The following is a 16,279-nucleotide window of genomic DNA, read 5'->3' on the forward strand; positions in this document are numbered from 1 at the left end:
AAGCAACCTAACTTTTATAATTCATCATAATTCCAAATTTCAAAAAATTCTTTTATCAATTTTTCACTTCTTTGTTCAATCTTGTTTTTATCCCAAGTTTCTTTATCTAAAAGTTCTTTATTTATCGATAAATTCCCGATATATTTATCATATTCTAGTCTTTTATCTTTCCATGATGAATTTTGAACTTTTGCATTTAATTTACCTTTTAGAAGTGCCATATTTCCAATCTGATAAATCAATTTATCCGCCTCGTCCTTACTATTTGCGTTATCTGACCAATTTTCTTGCCAAGATTGTGGCATAATATGTTCTAGCTCATAGACATAATTTAAGCCACTCTTATCAATATAATCCTTTTTACCAAATTCCCTACAAAGCTCAATCCAAAACAAGATAAATTTCGCAGATTTGTTAGAAATATTATAAAATACTTCTCTAACCTCATCTGCTAGTGGAATATCAGAAAGATTTTGTTTTAAGATTTCATAAATGCCTTTATTAGTTTGATAATCTTTTATGATTTTTATTACATTTTTATTATATGGCGATGTTCTTTTGCCACAAATACTTCTGAAAAATATAAAAATTTCCATTAATAAAAAACATTTTTTATATTCATCGGATTTATCTCTAAATTCATCTTTTAAGATAAAAATAATTGGCAAAAATGGCGTTTTTACATTTGTAAATTGACAAATATGAAAAAATCTTGTCTCATAATTATATACAAACAAATCATCATTTTTCATTTCTGGCAAATTTCGATATATCAACGCAAATTTTTTAATTTCTTTTAAAAAATTTATCAATTCATCTTCGTTCAATTTGTATATATGGTTTTTATATATGGCACTTAATTTAGACAAATTATCCGTTTCTTTAAAAATACCTTTTACAACTGCAATCGCATGAAATAAAATTTCGCCTTTTGTTCTAGTATCACTACCAGTTTTGATTGTGGTATCCCAAAATGTCTGCTCATCATCATCTTTTTCAAAAATATTTCGCCAATATTCATCGTATAATTTTATGGCTTTTTCTTCATTTGTTTCTTTAATAATTTTATCAAACAGCGAATTTTTTATAATATCTGTTGCGCTTAGTGTAACACCTGTTGAATTTATGGCATCAAAGATTTTTTGCTCATCTTCTTTATCTTGCAAAAATACAGACACTAATGATTTATGTTCAGAAAAAACAGTTTGCGCAAATTTAAATTTTCTATCTTCGTCTTTGCCAAATTCTTCTTGTATTTTCTTTGTAAAATAATTATAACACCCAAAAATGCCAGTTTCTTCATTTTGATCAAAATTTTCATTATTTAAAACTTTTGAATATTTTTCTCTATCTATCAAAGAGTGTTGAATTTTTATCTCATTTTTTGTAAATGGTTTATAGAGAAAATTTTTAAAATCAGATATATTTTCATTGTCAATTTGATCAATTAAGGCTTTTAGTAAAATCGATAATGTTGTTAATCTTTGTTGTCCGTCTATTATCTGCGCTTCATTTTTGCTACCTTGAAGTCGTTTTAAAATAATAGAACCCAAAAAAGGCTCAACACCATCATTAAAAGACGAAATCAAATCTTCGAATAATCTTGCCCAATTTTCACTATCCCACTTATATGTTCTTTGAAAAAATGGAATAATAAGTTTATGTTCTTGCAAAACTATTGCACTAAAAGTATTTTCACGAGCTTCCACATTACACCTCACTAAAATTTTCAAAATAAAATTCGGCTATTATACATGGGGGGTGTAAAAGTTCAATAAAATTTGGAAAAATTTAAAAATTTGATTAAAATTTAATAACAAATTCAGGGCTAAATTTGTAGTCAAATTTGCCCTAATTTGCGCTGAATTTTAGCGAATTTCGTCGCTATTTTTATCATCGTTTTCTAGCGCATTTACCCTTTTGCCAATGTCTTTGAGCTGCGAAAACTCTTCGATTAGGCGCGGCGCGTCATCTAGGCTAATCGCAAAAGTCCAAATATAATTCATCACGGTAAAAATATACCCAGCGTCTGTTTGTTTGACCGCCAAAAGATAAGCTGCCAAACTAAACGCTAGCGCACAAATCGAGCCTACGATGAGATAGCCAATCGCCTCGCGGTTCGAGATAGCTATGCGAATACGCGAAAGCAAATCGTAGTGGCGCGAGACGGCGACAGGGCTGCCTTTTTCTATGAGATTTACCTCGTTTTCGTTGCGGTTGTTTAGCTTCAAATAAAATCTGTCGTTTTTGCGAATATATCGTGGCAAAAAGGGTGCTAAAACAGCGATTATGATTAGACAAAAGCTCGCTACAATCGGCTCGTAAAAATATAGCATAAAAACACTTCCCAAAATCGAAACCACAGAGGTAAAAAGCATAGGAAAGGAGTGCTCGAAAAAATTTATAAATTCACGCGAAAGTGCGACGCGCGCGCTTGTCTGGCTCACGCTGGCGTTTGCATTTCGTTCGTTTGAGATGATATTGACGGCTAAATTTGCATAAATTTTGCTAAATGCGTAGGTGTCGATTTTGCGCCTAATAGCGCCCAAAAACCAAATTCCAAATATCACAAAAATATAAATTATCGCGATTTTTGCCTCGCCTGCTAGAATTTTATTTACCGCAAATCCGCCAAAAATCGGATAGAGCATAAAGGCCAAATTTTCCAAAATCACCAACGAAAATGTAAAAATCAGCTTTTTGTAATGTTTCAACGCGATGAAAATAAGCGTTTTAAACGCGCTTTTTTGCATAAAAATTCCTAAATTTGAATTAAATCGCGCAAGTATAAAGGGGAAAATTTAATAAGATTTAAATTAAAAAAAGTATCTAAAATTTAACTATGCAGTTAAATTTTAGACAATGCAAAATTTATTTGTAGCGATAAGTGATTCTGCCCTTATCAAGGCTGTATGGCGTAAGCTCGACTTTGACGCGATCGCCTGGCATGATTTTGATATAGTGCATACGCATTTTGCCTGCGATATGGCATAAAATCACATGCTTGTTATCAAGCTCGACCTTAAATGTCGCATTTGGCAACGCCTCGATCACATTGCCATCAATCTCAATGACATCATCTTTTGCCATTAAATTTTCTCCTTTTAATCTTTCAAGCTTTTGCTTAGAATTTCGACTTTGTTATTTACCACAGCTAAACAATGCTCATAATGAGCCGTCCTAAGGCCGTCTTTGCTCGTCGTCGTCCATTTATCCGCGCCCACGACTGGGGTGCCGTCTTTTTGGCAAATCATCGGCTCGATACAAAACACCATGCCGTTTTTGATTTTTGGCCCTGATTTTGGATTGTTGCCTTCCAAATAATTTGGAATCTCAGGCTCTTCATGCGGTTTTTTGCCGATTCCATGCCCGCAAAATCCATATAGTGGCACATATCCACGCGCTCTGATAAATTGCTCGATAGCTAGGCATAGCTCTTTGAAGTGCATGCCGACCTTTATCGTGTCGATAGCATGATACAGCGCGTCTTTGCTACATGCGATGAGCTCTTCGTCTGATTTTGAAATTTTGCCAATCGGCAAAGTGCGCGCACTATCGCCGTAATATCCATTTAAGCGAGAGCCTAGATCGATACCTAGTATATCGCCCTCTTTTAGGATAGTGTTATCAGGTATGCCATGGATTATAACTTCGTTTAGTGAAAGACAAGCTGCGTTTGGGAAACCATAAAGCCCTTTAAATGCTGGATATGCGCCCTTGCTCGTGATAAAATCATCAATTTTTTTATCCACTTCTAAAAGCGTCATACCCGGTTTTATGAATTCTTCCGCATAATCAAGGGCAGCGGCGACGATTTTATTCGCCGCTCGCAAACCCTCTAAATCTTTTTGATTTTTGAGTAAAATTGCCATTTTATAGTCCAACGGCACTTAGGGTTTGGTATTTGTTCATATACACTTGCGCTTCGATTCTTCTCATAGTATCAAGTGCGACCGATACTACGATTAGCACGCTCGTGCCACCGAAATAAAATGGAACACCCATAAATTTGACTAGCAACCACGGAATAACAGTCACCAAGCCTAGATAAATCGAACCCCAAAATGTAAGGCGAGATGCAACATCGTTTAAAAATGTCGCTGTGCCCTCACCTGGACGAATTCCAGGGATAAATCCACCTTGTTTTTTCAAATTTTCGCTGATATCTTTGGAATTAAACGCGATTGAAGCGTAAAAATACGCAAAAAATACAACTAAAATAAATGTCAAAAGATTAAAGAAATAGCTACTTGGATTGATAAAGTCAGCTACTTTTTGGACAAAAGAATTTGTGCTAGCAGTCAAAATCGTGCTAGGAAACATCAATACCGCACTAGCGAAAATCGGCGGAATAACACCGCTTAAATTTAGCTTGATTGGCACATAATTCATAATGCGTTTGTTTTGGTTCGCCATTAAAATTTTGCGAGGAAACGAGATTGGAATCCTGCGCTCGCCTAGCTCGACATACAAAATCGCCGCGATTGTAGCAAAAATAATTAAGGCGATTGCGATTAATTTTAAGATATTAAGTTCGCCGTTATTTACGAGCTGAACTGTGCCGCCAATCGCCGTTGGTATCGCGCTAACAATACCAGCAAAGATGATTAAGCTCGTGCCGTTTCCAACACCTCTTTGAGTAATCTGCTCGCCAATCCACATCAAAAGCATAGTGCCTACAAGCATAGAAATACACGAAATAAATATAAATTCGTTTGTATTTTCTGCCATGATAGCCTTCGCGCCATTTACGCCCGTAATGCCCTGCAAACCGATACTAACACCGATTGCTTGCACAAGCGCAATAGCGATTGTAGCGTAACGAATAATTTGCATATATTTTTGCATACCGTCGCGCTCTTTTTTTAGTTTGCCTAAATTTGGAAATGTAGCAGATAATAGCTCCATAATAATCGAAGCTGTAATGTATGGCATAATGCCCAGCGAAATGACGCTAAATCTTTCGACCGCGCCACCGCTAAACATATTAAACATACCAAAGGCATTGTCTTTGTTTGTATTGAAAAATTCTTTTATCACCTCAACATCAACGCCCGGCACTGGCACATAAGCCAGTAGCCTGAAAGCAAATAGAAAACCCAATGTAATGAGTATCTTGTTGCGAAGTGTTTTGTTCATTAGTTTTGTCCGCTAAATTTTACATTTTCGTCTTTTATCTTGCTAGCAAGATCTTTTGCGCTTGCACCGATAAGTTTTACTACTTTTACAGAGCTAGACATTTTATGAACAGTTCTGATAGTATCAACTGTAATCTCGCTTAGCTCTTTTACAGCTGAAATTTTTTCTACATTGATTACATAAGGTTTTTCAAATCTTGAATAAAAACCAACTTTTGGTAATCTTCTTTGAAGTGGTTGTTGGCCACCCTCAAAACCTCTTTTTTCATGTGAGCCAGTGCGCGCAGTTTGACCTTTGCCACCGCGACCTGCTGTTTTGCCAAGACCGCTACCTTGACCACGACCTAGTCTTTTGGTGCTATGAGTAGAGCCTGGTGCTTTTTGAAGATTTTCTAATCCCATCTTAAATCCTTGTTAGTGTTTTAGCATGCTAAGAGCCTTCATTGTAGCTCTTACGACATTTGATGAGTTGTTTGAACCAAGAGACTTAGTCAAAATATCTTTAACGCCTGCAAGCTCTAAAACAGGGCGAACAGATCCGCCTGCGATTACGCCGGTACCTTCGCTAGCTGGTTTAAGTAAAATTCTACTAGCGTTGTATTTAACCTCTACATCGTGAGTGATTGTCGAACCGTTTAGTTTAACCTCGATGATGTTTTTAAACGCATCATCTACGGCTTTTTTGATTGCATCTGGAACTTCTTTTGATTTTCCAAAACCAAAGCCAACTAAACCATTTCTGTTACCAACAACGATTAGGGCAGTAAATCTAAATCTTCTACCACCTTTTACGACCTTTGTAACCCTACCGATATTAACGATTACTTCTTCGAATTCTTCTCTATTATATTTTTCCACGATAATTCCTTTGGTTTATAGTTTGATGCCGTTTTCGCGTAACGCATCAGCAAAACTTACAATCACTCCGTGATATAAATAACCGTTTCTATCAAAAAGCGCCTCAGAAATGCCTTTATCTTTTAGCTTAGCAGCCAAATCTTTGCCAAGGCTAGCAGCGCCTTCTTTGTTTGCTTTCACACCCAAAGTTTTACCGCTGGCAGCGCATATTGTTTTTCCCTCAACATCATCGATTACTTGCGCATAAACTGTTCTATTTGATTTGAAAATAGAAATTCTAGGGCAAGAGCTAGTGCCGGAAATTTTTGCACGAATTCTTCTTTTTCTCTTAATTCTTAGAGATATTTTTCTTTTTAATACATTTGCTGTCATTTCTCAACCCTTATTTTTTAGATGTTTTACCGGCTTTGCGGATAATATGCTCTTCGACATATTTTACACCTTTGCCTTTGTATGGCTCAGGTGGTCTAAATCCTCTAATCTCAGCAGCGACTTGACCAACTTTTTGTTTATCGTCGCCTTTGATTGTGATGATGTTTTTATCTACTGAAATTTCAATACCTGCTGGTGAATCGAAATTTATCGGATGAGAAAAACCTAGGTTTAGCTCTAAAACTTTGCCTTTCATCGCAGCTCTGTAACCAACGCCGTTGATTTCAAGCTGTTTTGTAAAGCCGTCAGTTAGGCCAATAACGATGTTGTTAGCTAGCGCACGGTATGTTCCCCAATACGCTCTGCTTTGTCTATCTTCACCTTTTGGTGAAAATGTGATTTGGCCATCTTCGATTTTAACATCGACATTGCCCTTTAAATCAAGGACTCTTTCGTTGTTTGCTTTTTTAAATTTCAAAGATGAACCATCAATTTTTACCTCTACTCCGTTTGGAATAGAGATAGGTTTTTTACCAATTCTTGACATAATTTTCCTTTTTATTTGTCTAGGGTATGACTACTTTTACGAATGGATACCACAATGCCATAAAAAGTAGAACTTTTTACCAAATAGTGCAAAGCACTTCGCCGCCAACGCCAGCTTTACTAGCTTCGATACCGCTCATAACGCCTTTGCTAGTGCTAACAACTACTGTTCCATAACCATTTTTAAATCTTTTAATCTCGTCTTTACCTTGATAAACACGACGACCTGGTTTTGAAACTCTTTTTACTTCGTTGATTACACTTCTGCCTTTTTCATCATATTTTAAAACAACATTGATGAATTTTTTGTTTCCCTCTTCTACTACATTGTAGCTCTCGATATAGCCCTTTTGAGCTAAAATTTTAAGAGTAGCCTCTACAACATTTGAGTGAAACAATTTAGCAGTATCTAAGCGTCTCATAGCTGCATTTCTAATGCGGGTTAATCCGTCTGAAATAAGATCATTTACCATATCTACTCCTTCTTACCAGCTAGCTTTTTTAAGGCCAGGGATTAGACCCTCATTAGCCATTTTTCTTAAACATACACGGCAAATTCCAAAATCTCTATAAACAGAGTGCGGACGACCGCAAATTTGGCATCTTGTATATGCACGAGAGCTGAATTTAGCAGGGCGTTTTGCCTTAGCTATCATTGATTTTTTTGCCATATTACTTTCCTTTTGCGAAAGGCATGCCAAATAATTCTAGCAATTTAAACGCCTCTTTATCGCTATTTGTTGTAGTTACGATTGTAATGTTCATACCGTGAGTTCTTAGGATATTATCATACTCTACCTCAGGGAACATTAATTGCTCTTGCAAACCGAAGTTATAGTTACCGCGACCATCAAAGCCATTGCGTGCAACACCGCGGAAGTCTTTTACTCTTGGTAATGCGATTGAGATAAGTTTATCAAAAAACGCATACATTTGCTCTTTGCGCAATGTAACCATAATACCGACAGGAAATCCCTCTCTGACTTTAAAACCAGCAACTGATTTTTTTGCATTTACAATAAGTGCTTTTTGACCTGCAATCAAAGAGATTGTATCGGCCATGTTTTGAAGCACTTTTTGATCTTTGCCAGATTCGCCTACACCAACGCTAATTACGATTTTTTCAAGTGCCGGAATTAGCATAGGATTTTTTATATCAAATTCTTTTTGTAAAGCTGGTCTAATTGACTCAACATATTTAGTTTGTAATCTGTTCATAATCAACCCTCAACCAATGCGACATTTGAAATATCCATAGGCATTTCTTTGTTTGTGAAACCGCCACTTGGATTTTGCTCAGTTGGTTTAACAGCTTTTTTAGCTATTTTACAACCCTCAACTATAACTTGTGATTTTTTAGGGAAAACAGCTTTTACAACGCCAGTTTTGCCTTTATCATCACCTGCGATAATTTTTACTTGATCGCCTTTTTTAATCTTAAATTTCACTGCCATTATAGAACCTCCGGAGCCAATGAAACGATTTTCATAAAACCGCCGTATCTGACTTCTCTACCGATTGGGCCAAAAATACGAGTGCCAATCGGCTCTTTTTTTGCATCCAAAATTACAGCTGCATTTTCATCAAATCTAATCAAAGAGCCATTTCCTCTGTGAAGCTCTTTTTTTGTTCTAACGACGACGGCTTTTACAACTTGACCGCGTTTAATCTTGCCATTTGGTAGAGCTTTTTTTACAGAACAAACTATAATATCGCCTACTGTTGCATAGCGGCGTTTGCTACCACCCAAAACTTTAATACACATAAGTTCTTTTGCACCGCTGTTATCAGCTACTGCAAGTCTTGTAAAACTTTGTATCATTATTCAACTCCTGTTTTCAAAACCGCTTTTAAGCGAAATGTTTTTTTCGCACTAAGTGGTCTGCACTCAACTGCTGATATAGTATCGCCGATTTTGACGATATTGTTCTCGTCATGGATAAGATATTTTTTAAATCTTTTGACGATTTTTCTATATCTTGGGTGGATAACTCTTCTCTCTACCAAAATAGTAGCAGTTTTATTGCCCGCTTTTTTTACGACTATGCCTTGAATTTCTCTTTTAAATGCCATAACTCTATCCTTATTTTGCTTTTATAGCAGTATTGATTCTAGCGATATCTTTTTTAATCGCACGAATTTCATTAGGATTGCTTAACTGCATTGTTTTAAGCTTTTGCTTAGCCGTAAATAAAAGCAACTTATTATCTTTTAACATCTTATTTAGCTCAGCTAAATCTTTATCTTTCAAATCAGTATATTTCATTTTCGCTATCCCTAGTTACAATTTTTGTTTTGAAAGGTAATTTGTGGATTGATAGCGTAAGAGCTGCTCTTGCTTGCTCTTCACTTACACCAGTCATCTCGAAAATCATTCTGCCTGGTTTGATATTCATTACCCACTCTTCTACACCAGCTTTACCTTTACCCATACGAGTTTGTAGAGGTTTTTTAGTAAGTGGTTTATCAGGAAATACCTTAATCCAAATTTTAGCTTGGCGATTTACATAGCGAGTCATCGCGATACGAGCTGCTTCGATTTGGCGTGAATTAATTCTACCTGCTTCAACAGCTTTGATACCAAAATCACCAAATGTCAAAGCATTACCGCGAGTTGCGTAGCCGCGATTGCGACCTTTCATCATCTTACGATATTTTGTTCTTTTAGGCATCAACATGGCTATTTACCTCTTCTTGTTCTGCGTGGTTTTTTAGAAGCTTCTTCTGTTTTTTCAGCTTGAATTCCTTTTTGCAAAATTTCACCTTTGAAAATCCAAACTTTAATACCGATATTTCCGTATGTAGTGTGAGCCTCAGCAAAACCATAATCGATTTTTGCTCTTAGAGTATGAAGTGGAACGCGTCCCTCTAAATACCACTCTGTGCGAGCCATTTCAGCGCCACCCAAGCGGCCAGAAACTGAAATTTTAATACCTTTTGCGCCTGCTTTTTGCGCACCTTGAATTACTTTTTTCATAGCGCGTCTAAATGCAACCCTGCGCTCTAATTGCATAGCTACATTTTCAGCTGCCAAAAGTGCATTAGCGCCGACTTTGCGCTCTTCTTTGATGTTTAAATTCACATCTTTATTTACTAGTTTAACAACTTCGGCTCTTAAATTCTCTACTTCGCCACCTTTTTTACCGATGATAACACCTGGGCGAGCTGCAACGATAGTTACGCGAACTTTTTTAGCTGTTCTTTCAACAAGAATTTGGCTAATTCCTGCGTAATAAAGTTTAGCTTTTAGGAATTTACGGATTTTGTAATCCTCGCCGATGTTTTCTGATAGTGTTGATTTAGCAGGAAACCATCTTGATTCCCAGTTTCTATTGATACCTAGTCTTAAACCAATCGGATTAACTTTTTGTCCCATACTACGCTTCCTTACTTGGTTTTGCTACTTCAACGCTAATGTGTGAAGTTGGCTTTCTGATTCTGCTTGCTGTTCCACGAGCGCGTGGTCTAAATCTTTTTAGAACTGGACCAGCATCTACGCGACAACTTTTTACTATAACTTCCTCTGGTTCAAAACCGCCATTAGCAACTGCGCTTGAAATAGCAGTAGCGATATATTTTGCACCACGATTTGGAGTGAATTCCAATGTAGCAAGTGCAAATTCAGCGTTCATGCCTTGAACTTGTTTTGCGATAAGTCTTGCCTTAGTCGGTGAAAGGCGAACAAATTTGATAGTTGATTTACTCATTTATTTCCCCTTATTTACCGATTTTCTTTTGAACTGAGCCTTTGTGGCCTTTGAAAGTTCTAGTAGGAGCAAACTCACCTAATTTATAACCAATGTGGTGTTCTGTAACATACACTGGGATAAAATTTTTGCCATTATGCACATTAAATGTTAGTCCAATCATATCAGGAACGATTGTGCTGCGTCTTGACCAAGTTTTAATTGGTTTATTATCGTTAGCAGCCTTTGCAGCTACTACTTTTTTCATTACATGATCATCTACGAAAGGACCTTTTTTAAGCGATCTAGCCATTTTTATTTTCCTTTCTTTCTAGAAATTATAAGCTTATCACTAGCTTTTTTACGACGAGTTTTCGCACCTTTTGTAGGTTTGCCCCATGGAGTAACTGGGTGACGACCTGAATTTTTCTTGCCTTCACCACCACCGTGTGGGTGATCTACTGGGTTCATAGCAGAACCTCTGGTTTGTGGGCGAATTCCTCTGTGGCGATTGCGACCAGCTTTTCCTAGAACGACATTGGCCCAGTCTTCGTTACCAACAACGCCGATAGTAGCCATACACTCAGCCAAAACTCTTCTCATCTCACCGCTTGGCAAACGAAGGATTACATATTTTTCCTCTTTACCCATTAGTTGAGCATATCCACCAGCTGAACGAGCCATTTGAGCGCCTTTGCCAGGTTTTAGCTCGATATTGTGCAAGATAGTTCCCACTGGGATACTTTTCATTTTCATTGCGTTGCCCGGTTTGATATCTAGTCCAGCCTCAGCAGAAGCAACGACATCACCTACATTTAATTCATTTGGTCTGATGATATAGCGTTTCTCGCCATCAGCATAAGAGATCAAAGCGATTCTACAATTTCTGTTTGGATCGTATTCGATAGCCTCTACTTTACCTGGGATTCCAAATTTTCTTCTTTTGAAATCGATAATTCTGTAAAGTTTGCTAGCACCAGCTTCTTTATGGCGGCTTGTAATGCGACCATTATTGTTTCTACCAGCAGCGGCTGGGATTTTTACAAGTAGGCTTCTAACGCTTGCTTTTGCAGTGATATCATCGCTGCTAAGGCCTGTCATAAATCTTCTACTTGGAGTATATGGTTTGTATGTTTTAATCGCCATCTTACGCCTCCGCATTTTCTAGGGTTGCACCCTCTGGAAGTTTGACATAAAATTTCTTTACATCATCTCTTACGCCTAATCTTCCTCTAAATCTTTTAACTTTACCATCTTGACGCAATGAATTTACTTTTACAGGCACGATGCCAAAGTATTCTTTCAAAACGCTTTTTAGTCCATTTTTAGTCATTGACGGACTTGTTTGGATAACAACTACGCCACTTTCTTGTAGGCCAAGAGACTTTTCTGTATAAAGTATAGTTTTGATATCTGTTATATCTGCCATTTTAGTCCTCTTTCACCAATGTTTCAAATGCAGCTTTTTCGCATACGATTGAGCTATATACTGCAACCAAATAAGCATTTACTTCGCTAGCATCAACTACATAGCAATTTTTCAAATTTCTGTATGCTAAAAGTGTTTGTGCATCTAGCTCGTTTTTAACGATTAAAGCATCTCTTACACCTAGTTTTTCGATAAATTTAGCAGCGTCTTTTGTTTTACCACTTTCTACGCTTAGGTTATCGAAAACATAAAATTTGCCCTCGTTTGCTTTTTCGTTCATAGCAAATTCAAGCGCAAGGCGTTTTTGTTTTTTATTGACTTTTTGCTCATAGTTTCTGTTGTTTGTCGGACCAAATGCAACCGCACCGCCAACCCAAACATTTGTTCTAGTCGAACCAGCTCTTGCACCGCCACGACCTTTTTGACGCCATGGTTTTTTGCCACCACCGCTAACTTCTGAACGACCTTTTGTTTGTGCCGTATTTGCACGAAGTGAAGCAAGGTAAGATTTTACATATAAATATAAATTGTGCGAATTTACCTCTGCATATTTTGCAGGAAGCTCGATTTCGCTAGCTTTTTCTAATTTTTCATTAAGAACGCTTACTTTACTCATTTTACTATCCTTATTCTGCCCATTGCACCATTAAATCCTGGGATAGAACCTTTTACTACCAAAATTTTATTCTCAGCATCGAAGCTTACTATCTCGTTTTTAGCAGTGATTGTCTCATTGCCTGTGTGACCTGCCATTCTCATACCTGGTTGGACGCGACCTGGCCACTCGCAGTTTCCGATAGAACCTGGTCTTCTGTGGAAGCGTGAGCCATGAGCTGCTGGACCGCCAGAGAAACCGTGGCGTTTGATAACACCTTGGAAACCTTTACCTTTTGAAGTAAAAGTAACTTTTACGATTTTAGCTGAGCTTAATACTTCTGTGCTTTGATCGCCAACCTCAGCATTTTCGACATTTAGTGTCGCGAATTTGTTAAATTCTTTGCTTAGGCTATATTTTTTCTGAATTCCTGCGATAGATTTGTTGTATGCTTTGCCGTTAGCGTAAGCTACGATAGCTTGCTTGTCGTTGCATACTTCGCAAATTTTAGTATTAATAAGCTTTAAAAGCGTTACAGGCGTGCTTTTGATGCCGACTGTTCTACTCATGCCTATTTTTTCTACGATATATTCCATACTTTAACTCCTTATTTGCCCATCGCATGAACTTCGACATTAACTTCTGGGGCTAAGTCAAGTTTAGTTAGCGAATCAACTGTATCAGGGGTTGCCGCTACGATATCTAGCATACGAGCGTGAATTCTCATCTCAAACTGCTCTCTCGAATCTTTGTTAATGTGTGGAGATTTCAAGACTGTGTAGCGTTTGATCTTCGTAGGCATTGGAACTGGACCTCTCACATCGGCGCCTGTTCTCTTGACGGCTTCTACAATTGCCGCAACTGTGCGATCTAAAACCCTATGGTCATAAGCTTTTAACTTTAACCTGATTTTTTGCATCTGCTTTCCTTAAAAAGAACTTGTCACAACGCGTGACCTTTTGCCTTAAAAACAAAAGACTGGGATTATATGAAAAAGGCAAAATTTTGTCAAGAAATTCACTAAATTTTATAGAATTTTTTCCTTTTTATAAGGAAATATTCTGAAATTTAGAGCAAAATTTTTTAAATTTTAAAATTTTGTAAATTCTGGCAAATTTATTTCCTTTTAATAAGGAAAATTTTAAAATGCAAATTATGCAAAATTTAGAATATTTTTATGACAATCCGCCAGAAGAGGCGAAATTTATAGCTAGAAAAACCTCCATTGATACGCCCAAAACTATACTTTATGGCGCACTTGGGGCTGGGAAAAGTTTGATTTTGTTTGATTATATTTCAAATTTCAAAAAGGGCGAGTTTTTGTATGTAAATTTCGCAGATTTACGCTATGAATTTTTAAATCTAAGCGATGAATTTGATAAAATTTTTAAATTTTTAGAGCAAAATTCGCAGATTATCGCACTTTTTTTGGATAATTTAGATGAAATTTCGCCGTGTGAAATTTCGCATTTGCAAAATTTGCTAAACTCTGACGCCTCGCAAAATTTGCAAAGCATTATCATCTCTACGCGCAAAAGTAGCTTTACGCTAGCAAATTTTGCAAAGCTAAAAATTACGCCACTTTGTTTTGAGGAATTTATCGCTTTCGATAAACGACACAGCGAGATAAACGCCATTATTTCGGCATTTTTCTCGCAAGGCGGGAGTGTGGGTGGCTCGCTTTTGCACTCAGCAGGGAGCATAAATTCCGAGCAAAACGCCCTAAAATCGGCTCTAAGCGCAAACGAGATTAAAATTTTAAAAGAGTGCGCGGCTTTCGTCGCAGCGTCATTTAGCGCGAATAAAATTTATACAAATTTAAAGGAAAAAATCCGCATTTCAAAGGACAGCGTCTATGCCGCCATAGCGAAATTTGACGATGAAAATTTTATAAATTTTATCCCAAAATTTGGCGATGAAAAAGCGGCGAAAAAGATGTTTTTTTCGAATTTCAATCTCAAAGAAATTCTCGGTTTCAAAAAGGATTTTGTGAAAAAATTTTTAAACGCCGTGTATTGCGAGCTGGCAAATTTGGGCGCACCCATTTATTACACCAAGGATTTGGATTTTTACCTGCCGAGCCGAAATTTAGGGGTTTTGGTCGTGCCATTTAGCGCGAGCGAGATTGTGTTTTTGAGATTTAAAAAGCTGATTTTGGAGCTAAAACGGCTCAAAATCACGCGCCTTGCCGTGATCTCCATGGCAAATACAGGCGCGCTTGAAATCGAGGGGATAAAGTGCGAAGTCGTGCCGTTTCACAGCTTCGCACTGGGACTTTGATTATTTTATAACGACTTTGCCTTAAATCGCCTCGCAATGACAGATTATACAAATTTCGTTCGCTATTGTCATTGCGAGGAGCGGTAGCGACGAAGCAATCTACAAAGCTAAAATAAATAGTATAACAAATAGCAGAATTTTAATTTTCATGAAATTTTAGAATTCATAGAATTTTATAATTTCAAATTCTGCCATTTTTGCGGTTGGTAATTTGTGCTTTGTAGATTGCCACGGAATTTTTGCGTCAGCAAAATTCCTCACAATGACACTTAAAAGCGAAATATAAATTTCCCTAAACCACTTCGACAATGGTGCAAATTTACTTCGATTTGTCATCACAAGGCGCAGGTTTCACGCACAACCAGCTATGTTTTCGCGCCAAACTCTACTATTTCGCCCCTGCTTTGGCCTCATCTGCCTTTTTTTGACGCCTTATTTCTTTATCGCACTCGCCTAGTTTCCCTAAGGCTTCCACGAAATTATCGTGAAACTCGCTCTCGCTAGATTTGCTTTCTAGCAGCGCGAACGCCTTATCTGCCTGCTCAAATTTAGCTTTTATCTCCGGCGTGATTTGCACGCCATTAGTGATTTTGTTGATATCAGAAAATATCTCACCCCTCTTCGCCCGAATTCTTAGTTCCTCTTTTTCTATGCTAGCATACACGCTAAACATACTAGCACTCCCTCTGCCACTATCTTTGAAAGATCTTTGGCGCAAAACATCCATAGTGCGTATCCTCATGGCGCTTTTGCACGCATACACGCCAGCTCCGCTACCTTCTTTTATATATGGTGGCTCGTTTAGTCCGTTTTCGTTCATGATAAAGACCGCGCACTCGTTATCGCCGCCACAGCCCGCAAGCCCCATAGCCACGCAAACTGCAAAGCCAAATTTAAGAAATTTTTTCATTTTAATCCTTGATAAATTTATGAAATTTTGAAATTTTAAGGCAAATTTGGCGCAAATTTCGCAAAATTCACGCCAAATCAAATTTAATAAACCGAAATTTCGACCAAATTTCCGTCTGGATCGTATAGATATACGCTTTTCATCTTACCAAGCGCGCCGGTTCGCTCCACAGGTCCTAGCTCGATCACAGCGCCACGAGAGGTGATTTCGCGCGCGATTTCATCGATGTTGCCTTGCGCGATTAGGCAAAAATCAGCCGAGCCGTAGGTTTGATTTTTCGCTACGGGTAGAAATTCGGCTAGTTTTTGGTGGATATTGATTTTAGAATCTCCGAATTTCACAGCCATTTTGGCGCCGTTTTGCACGATTTCAAGCCCCAAAATTTCGCCGTAGAATTTCAGCGTCGCCTCTAAATTTGCGCTTAAAATCACAAAGTGATCGATATTTTTGATTTTCACGCTAGCC

Annotated in this window: 27 protein-coding genes and 1 pseudogene; 1 reads left to right on the forward strand and 27 read right to left on the reverse strand. The window is 37.5% G+C overall.

Going from position 1 to position 16,279, the window contains the following annotated elements:
* Positions 1 to 14: 14 nt before the first annotated feature.
* The 25 genes and pseudogenes from OFO12_RS02660 to rpsJ form a co-directional block, all read right to left on the reverse strand.
* Positions 15 to 1,733, reverse strand: coding sequence for a DUF262 domain-containing protein (locus tag OFO12_RS02660; protein WP_270869368.1), 1,719 nt, complete (start codon positions 1,731 to 1,733; stop codon positions 15 to 17).
* Positions 1,734 to 1,868: 135 nt separating this feature from the next.
* The gene (locus OFO12_RS02665; protein ID WP_270869369.1) at positions 1,869 to 2,753 is read right to left on the reverse strand and encodes an ABC transporter six-transmembrane domain-containing protein; all 885 of its coding nucleotides are present in this window, start codon (positions 2,751 to 2,753) and stop codon (positions 1,869 to 1,871) included.
* 118 nt (positions 2,754 to 2,871) lie between these two features.
* Positions 2,872 to 3,090, reverse strand: coding sequence for a translation initiation factor IF-1 (gene infA / locus OFO12_RS02670; protein ID WP_005869854.1), 219 nt, complete (start codon positions 3,088 to 3,090; stop codon positions 2,872 to 2,874).
* Between the two features lie 14 nt (positions 3,091 to 3,104).
* Positions 3,105 to 3,872 (reverse strand): type I methionyl aminopeptidase, encoded by a 768-nt coding sequence (map, locus tag OFO12_RS02675; protein ID WP_270858558.1) that lies wholly within the window; start codon positions 3,870 to 3,872, stop codon positions 3,105 to 3,107.
* Position 3,873: 1 nt separating this feature from the next.
* The gene (gene secY, locus OFO12_RS02680; RefSeq protein ID WP_270858559.1) at positions 3,874 to 5,139 is read right to left on the reverse strand and encodes a preprotein translocase subunit SecY; all 1,266 of its coding nucleotides are present in this window, start codon (positions 5,137 to 5,139) and stop codon (positions 3,874 to 3,876) included.
* A complete protein-coding gene (rplO, locus tag OFO12_RS02685) occupies positions 5,139 to 5,540 on the reverse strand; it encodes a 50S ribosomal protein L15 (protein ID WP_270858560.1) in 402 nt (133 codons plus the stop codon). Before rplO ends, secY begins: the two co-directional genes overlap by 1 nt.
* Before the next feature lie 12 nt (positions 5,541 to 5,552).
* Positions 5,553 to 5,996 carry a 30S ribosomal protein S5 gene (gene rpsE / locus OFO12_RS02690; protein ID WP_270858561.1) on the reverse strand — a complete coding sequence of 148 codons (444 nt, stop codon included), beginning with the start codon at positions 5,994 to 5,996 and terminating at the stop codon, positions 5,553 to 5,555.
* A gap of 15 nt (positions 5,997 to 6,011) precedes the next feature.
* Positions 6,012 to 6,368 (reverse strand): 50S ribosomal protein L18, encoded by a 357-nt coding sequence (gene rplR / locus OFO12_RS02695; RefSeq protein ID WP_270858562.1) that lies wholly within the window; start codon positions 6,366 to 6,368, stop codon positions 6,012 to 6,014.
* A gap of 10 nt (positions 6,369 to 6,378) precedes the next feature.
* The gene (gene rplF, locus OFO12_RS02700) at positions 6,379 to 6,915 is read right to left on the reverse strand and encodes a 50S ribosomal protein L6 (RefSeq protein WP_270869370.1); all 537 of its coding nucleotides are present in this window, start codon (positions 6,913 to 6,915) and stop codon (positions 6,379 to 6,381) included.
* Positions 6,916 to 6,991: 76 nt separating this feature from the next.
* Positions 6,992 to 7,387, reverse strand: a complete 396-nt coding sequence (gene rpsH / locus OFO12_RS02705; RefSeq protein WP_270858564.1) for a 30S ribosomal protein S8 — start codon at positions 7,385 to 7,387, stop codon at positions 6,992 to 6,994.
* A 12-nt stretch (positions 7,388 to 7,399) separates the two neighbouring features.
* Complete coding sequence (locus OFO12_RS02710; RefSeq protein WP_270858565.1) at positions 7,400 to 7,585, reverse strand: type Z 30S ribosomal protein S14; 186 nt, start codon at positions 7,583 to 7,585, stop codon at positions 7,400 to 7,402.
* A 1-nt stretch (position 7,586) separates the two neighbouring features.
* Complete coding sequence (rplE, locus tag OFO12_RS02715) at positions 7,587 to 8,132, reverse strand: 50S ribosomal protein L5 (protein ID WP_270858566.1); 546 nt, start codon at positions 8,130 to 8,132, stop codon at positions 7,587 to 7,589.
* A 2-nt stretch (positions 8,133 to 8,134) separates the two neighbouring features.
* Positions 8,135 to 8,368 (reverse strand): 50S ribosomal protein L24, encoded by a 234-nt coding sequence (gene rplX, locus OFO12_RS02720; protein WP_270858567.1) that lies wholly within the window; start codon positions 8,366 to 8,368, stop codon positions 8,135 to 8,137.
* A complete protein-coding gene (gene rplN / locus OFO12_RS02725) occupies positions 8,368 to 8,736 on the reverse strand; it encodes a 50S ribosomal protein L14 (protein ID WP_270858568.1) in 369 nt (122 codons plus the stop codon). Before rplN ends, rplX begins: the two co-directional genes overlap by 1 nt.
* The gene (rpsQ, locus tag OFO12_RS02730) at positions 8,736 to 8,987 is read right to left on the reverse strand and encodes a 30S ribosomal protein S17 (protein WP_270862704.1); all 252 of its coding nucleotides are present in this window, start codon (positions 8,985 to 8,987) and stop codon (positions 8,736 to 8,738) included. Before rpsQ ends, rplN begins: the two co-directional genes overlap by 1 nt.
* Positions 8,988 to 8,997: 10 nt before the next feature.
* Positions 8,998 to 9,180 (reverse strand): 50S ribosomal protein L29, encoded by a 183-nt coding sequence (gene rpmC / locus OFO12_RS02735; protein WP_270858570.1) that lies wholly within the window; start codon positions 9,178 to 9,180, stop codon positions 8,998 to 9,000.
* Positions 9,167 to 9,592: a 50S ribosomal protein L16 gene (gene rplP / locus OFO12_RS02740; RefSeq protein WP_270858571.1), complete on the reverse strand. Its 426-nt coding sequence runs from the start codon at positions 9,590 to 9,592 to the stop codon at positions 9,167 to 9,169. Before rplP ends, rpmC begins: the two co-directional genes overlap by 14 nt.
* A 2-nt stretch (positions 9,593 to 9,594) precedes the next feature.
* Entirely contained in the window at positions 9,595 to 10,290 is a 696-nt protein-coding gene (gene rpsC, locus OFO12_RS02745) for a 30S ribosomal protein S3 (protein ID WP_270858572.1), read from the reverse strand.
* Positions 10,291 to 10,309: 19 nt separating this feature from the next.
* A pseudogene (gene rplV, locus OFO12_RS02750) lies at positions 10,310 to 10,621 on the reverse strand (50S ribosomal protein L22); the annotation flags it as partial.
* 10 nt (positions 10,622 to 10,631) lie between these two features.
* Complete coding sequence (gene rpsS / locus OFO12_RS02755; RefSeq protein WP_270858573.1) at positions 10,632 to 10,913, reverse strand: 30S ribosomal protein S19; 282 nt, start codon at positions 10,911 to 10,913, stop codon at positions 10,632 to 10,634.
* A gap of 2 nt (positions 10,914 to 10,915) precedes the next feature.
* On the reverse strand, positions 10,916 to 11,746 hold the full coding sequence (rplB, locus tag OFO12_RS02760; RefSeq protein WP_270858574.1) for a 50S ribosomal protein L2: 831 nt from the start codon (positions 11,744 to 11,746) through the stop codon (positions 10,916 to 10,918).
* A 1-nt stretch (position 11,747) separates the two neighbouring features.
* A complete protein-coding gene (locus OFO12_RS02765; protein WP_270858575.1) occupies positions 11,748 to 12,029 on the reverse strand; it encodes a 50S ribosomal protein L23 in 282 nt (93 codons plus the stop codon).
* Position 12,030: 1 nt separating this feature from the next.
* Positions 12,031 to 12,645, reverse strand: a complete 615-nt coding sequence (rplD, locus tag OFO12_RS02770; RefSeq protein ID WP_270858576.1) for a 50S ribosomal protein L4 — start codon at positions 12,643 to 12,645, stop codon at positions 12,031 to 12,033.
* Positions 12,642 to 13,220 carry a 50S ribosomal protein L3 gene (gene rplC, locus OFO12_RS02775; protein WP_270858577.1) on the reverse strand — a complete coding sequence of 193 codons (579 nt, stop codon included), beginning with the start codon at positions 13,218 to 13,220 and terminating at the stop codon, positions 12,642 to 12,644. The genes rplD and rplC overlap by 4 nt, the downstream gene beginning before the upstream one ends.
* An 11-nt stretch (positions 13,221 to 13,231) precedes the next feature.
* Positions 13,232 to 13,543 carry a 30S ribosomal protein S10 gene (gene rpsJ, locus OFO12_RS02780; RefSeq protein WP_270858578.1) on the reverse strand — a complete coding sequence of 104 codons (312 nt, stop codon included), beginning with the start codon at positions 13,541 to 13,543 and terminating at the stop codon, positions 13,232 to 13,234.
* A gap of 227 nt (positions 13,544 to 13,770) precedes the next feature.
* On the opposite strand from rpsJ, the gene OFO12_RS02785 reads away from it, so the two are divergent.
* Positions 13,771 to 14,904 (forward strand): AAA family ATPase, encoded by a 1,134-nt coding sequence (locus OFO12_RS02785; protein ID WP_270869371.1) that lies wholly within the window; start codon positions 13,771 to 13,773, stop codon positions 14,902 to 14,904.
* 388 nt (positions 14,905 to 15,292) lie between these two features.
* Here the strand turns inward: OFO12_RS02785 and OFO12_RS02790 are convergent, their stop codons facing one another.
* Both OFO12_RS02790 and OFO12_RS02795 read right to left on the reverse strand, forming a co-directional pair.
* On the reverse strand, positions 15,293 to 15,814 hold the full coding sequence (locus OFO12_RS02790; RefSeq protein WP_270869372.1) for a hypothetical protein: 522 nt from the start codon (positions 15,812 to 15,814) through the stop codon (positions 15,293 to 15,295).
* A gap of 83 nt (positions 15,815 to 15,897) precedes the next feature.
* Positions 15,898 to 16,272: a VOC family protein gene (locus tag OFO12_RS02795; protein ID WP_270864697.1), complete on the reverse strand. Its 375-nt coding sequence runs from the start codon at positions 16,270 to 16,272 to the stop codon at positions 15,898 to 15,900.
* Positions 16,273 to 16,279 lie beyond the last annotated feature (7 nt).

The organism is Campylobacter sp. JMF_04 NA10, assembly GCF_027737655.1.
In the GTDB taxonomy this organism is placed as follows: Bacteria; Campylobacterota; Campylobacteria; order Campylobacterales; family Campylobacteraceae; genus Campylobacter_B.

Coding starts and splice junctions, on each gene's coding strand:
- OFO12_RS02665 (WP_270869369.1), bottom strand. CDS start 2,753: ATGCAAAAAAGCGCGTTTAAAACGCTTATTTTCATCGCGTTGAAACAT.
- infA (WP_005869854.1), bottom strand. CDS start 3,090: ATGGCAAAAGATGATGTCATTGAGATTGATGGCAATGTGATCGAGGCG.
- map (WP_270858558.1), bottom strand. CDS start 3,872: ATGGCAATTTTACTCAAAAATCAAAAAGATTTAGAGGGTTTGCGAGCG.
- secY (WP_270858559.1), bottom strand. CDS start 5,139: ATGAACAAAACACTTCGCAACAAGATACTCATTACATTGGGTTTTCTA.
- rplO (WP_270858560.1), bottom strand. CDS start 5,540: ATGGGATTAGAAAATCTTCAAAAAGCACCAGGCTCTACTCATAGCACC.
- rplR (WP_270858562.1), bottom strand. CDS start 6,368: ATGACAGCAAATGTATTAAAAAGAAAAATATCTCTAAGAATTAAGAGA.
- rplF (WP_270869370.1), bottom strand. CDS start 6,915: ATGTCAAGAATTGGTAAAAAACCTATCTCTATTCCAAACGGAGTAGAG.
- rpsH (WP_270858564.1), bottom strand. CDS start 7,387: ATGGTAAATGATCTTATTTCAGACGGATTAACCCGCATTAGAAATGCA.
- OFO12_RS02710 (WP_270858565.1), bottom strand. CDS start 7,585: ATGGCAAAAAAATCAATGATAGCTAAGGCAAAACGCCCTGCTAAATTC.
- rplE (WP_270858566.1), bottom strand. CDS start 8,132: ATGAACAGATTACAAACTAAATATGTTGAGTCAATTAGACCAGCTTTA.
- rplX (WP_270858567.1), bottom strand. CDS start 8,368: ATGGCAGTGAAATTTAAGATTAAAAAAGGCGATCAAGTAAAAATTATC.
- rplN (WP_270858568.1), bottom strand. CDS start 8,736: ATGATACAAAGTTTTACAAGACTTGCAGTAGCTGATAACAGCGGTGCA.
- rpsQ (WP_270862704.1), bottom strand. CDS start 8,987: ATGGCATTTAAAAGAGAAATTCAAGGCATAGTCGTAAAAAAAGCGGGC.
- rpmC (WP_270858570.1), bottom strand. CDS start 9,180: ATGAAATATACTGATTTGAAAGATAAAGATTTAGCTGAGCTAAATAAG.
- rplP (WP_270858571.1), bottom strand. CDS start 9,592: ATGTTGATGCCTAAAAGAACAAAATATCGTAAGATGATGAAAGGTCGC.
- rpsC (WP_270858572.1), bottom strand. CDS start 10,290: ATGGGACAAAAAGTTAATCCGATTGGTTTAAGACTAGGTATCAATAGA.
- rpsS (WP_270858573.1), bottom strand. CDS start 10,913: ATGGCTAGATCGCTTAAAAAAGGTCCTTTCGTAGATGATCATGTAATG.
- rplB (WP_270858574.1), bottom strand. CDS start 11,746: ATGGCGATTAAAACATACAAACCATATACTCCAAGTAGAAGATTTATG.
- OFO12_RS02765 (WP_270858575.1), bottom strand. CDS start 12,029: ATGGCAGATATAACAGATATCAAAACTATACTTTATACAGAAAAGTCT.
- rplD (WP_270858576.1), bottom strand. CDS start 12,645: ATGAGTAAAGTAAGCGTTCTTAATGAAAAATTAGAAAAAGCTAGCGAA.
- rplC (WP_270858577.1), bottom strand. CDS start 13,220: ATGGAATATATCGTAGAAAAAATAGGCATGAGTAGAACAGTCGGCATC.
- rpsJ (WP_270858578.1), bottom strand. CDS start 13,543: ATGCAAAAAATCAGGTTAAAGTTAAAAGCTTATGACCATAGGGTTTTA.
- OFO12_RS02785 (WP_270869371.1), top strand. CDS start 13,771: ATGCAAATTATGCAAAATTTAGAATATTTTTATGACAATCCGCCAGAA.
- OFO12_RS02790 (WP_270869372.1), bottom strand. CDS start 15,814: ATGAAAAAATTTCTTAAATTTGGCTTTGCAGTTTGCGTGGCTATGGGG.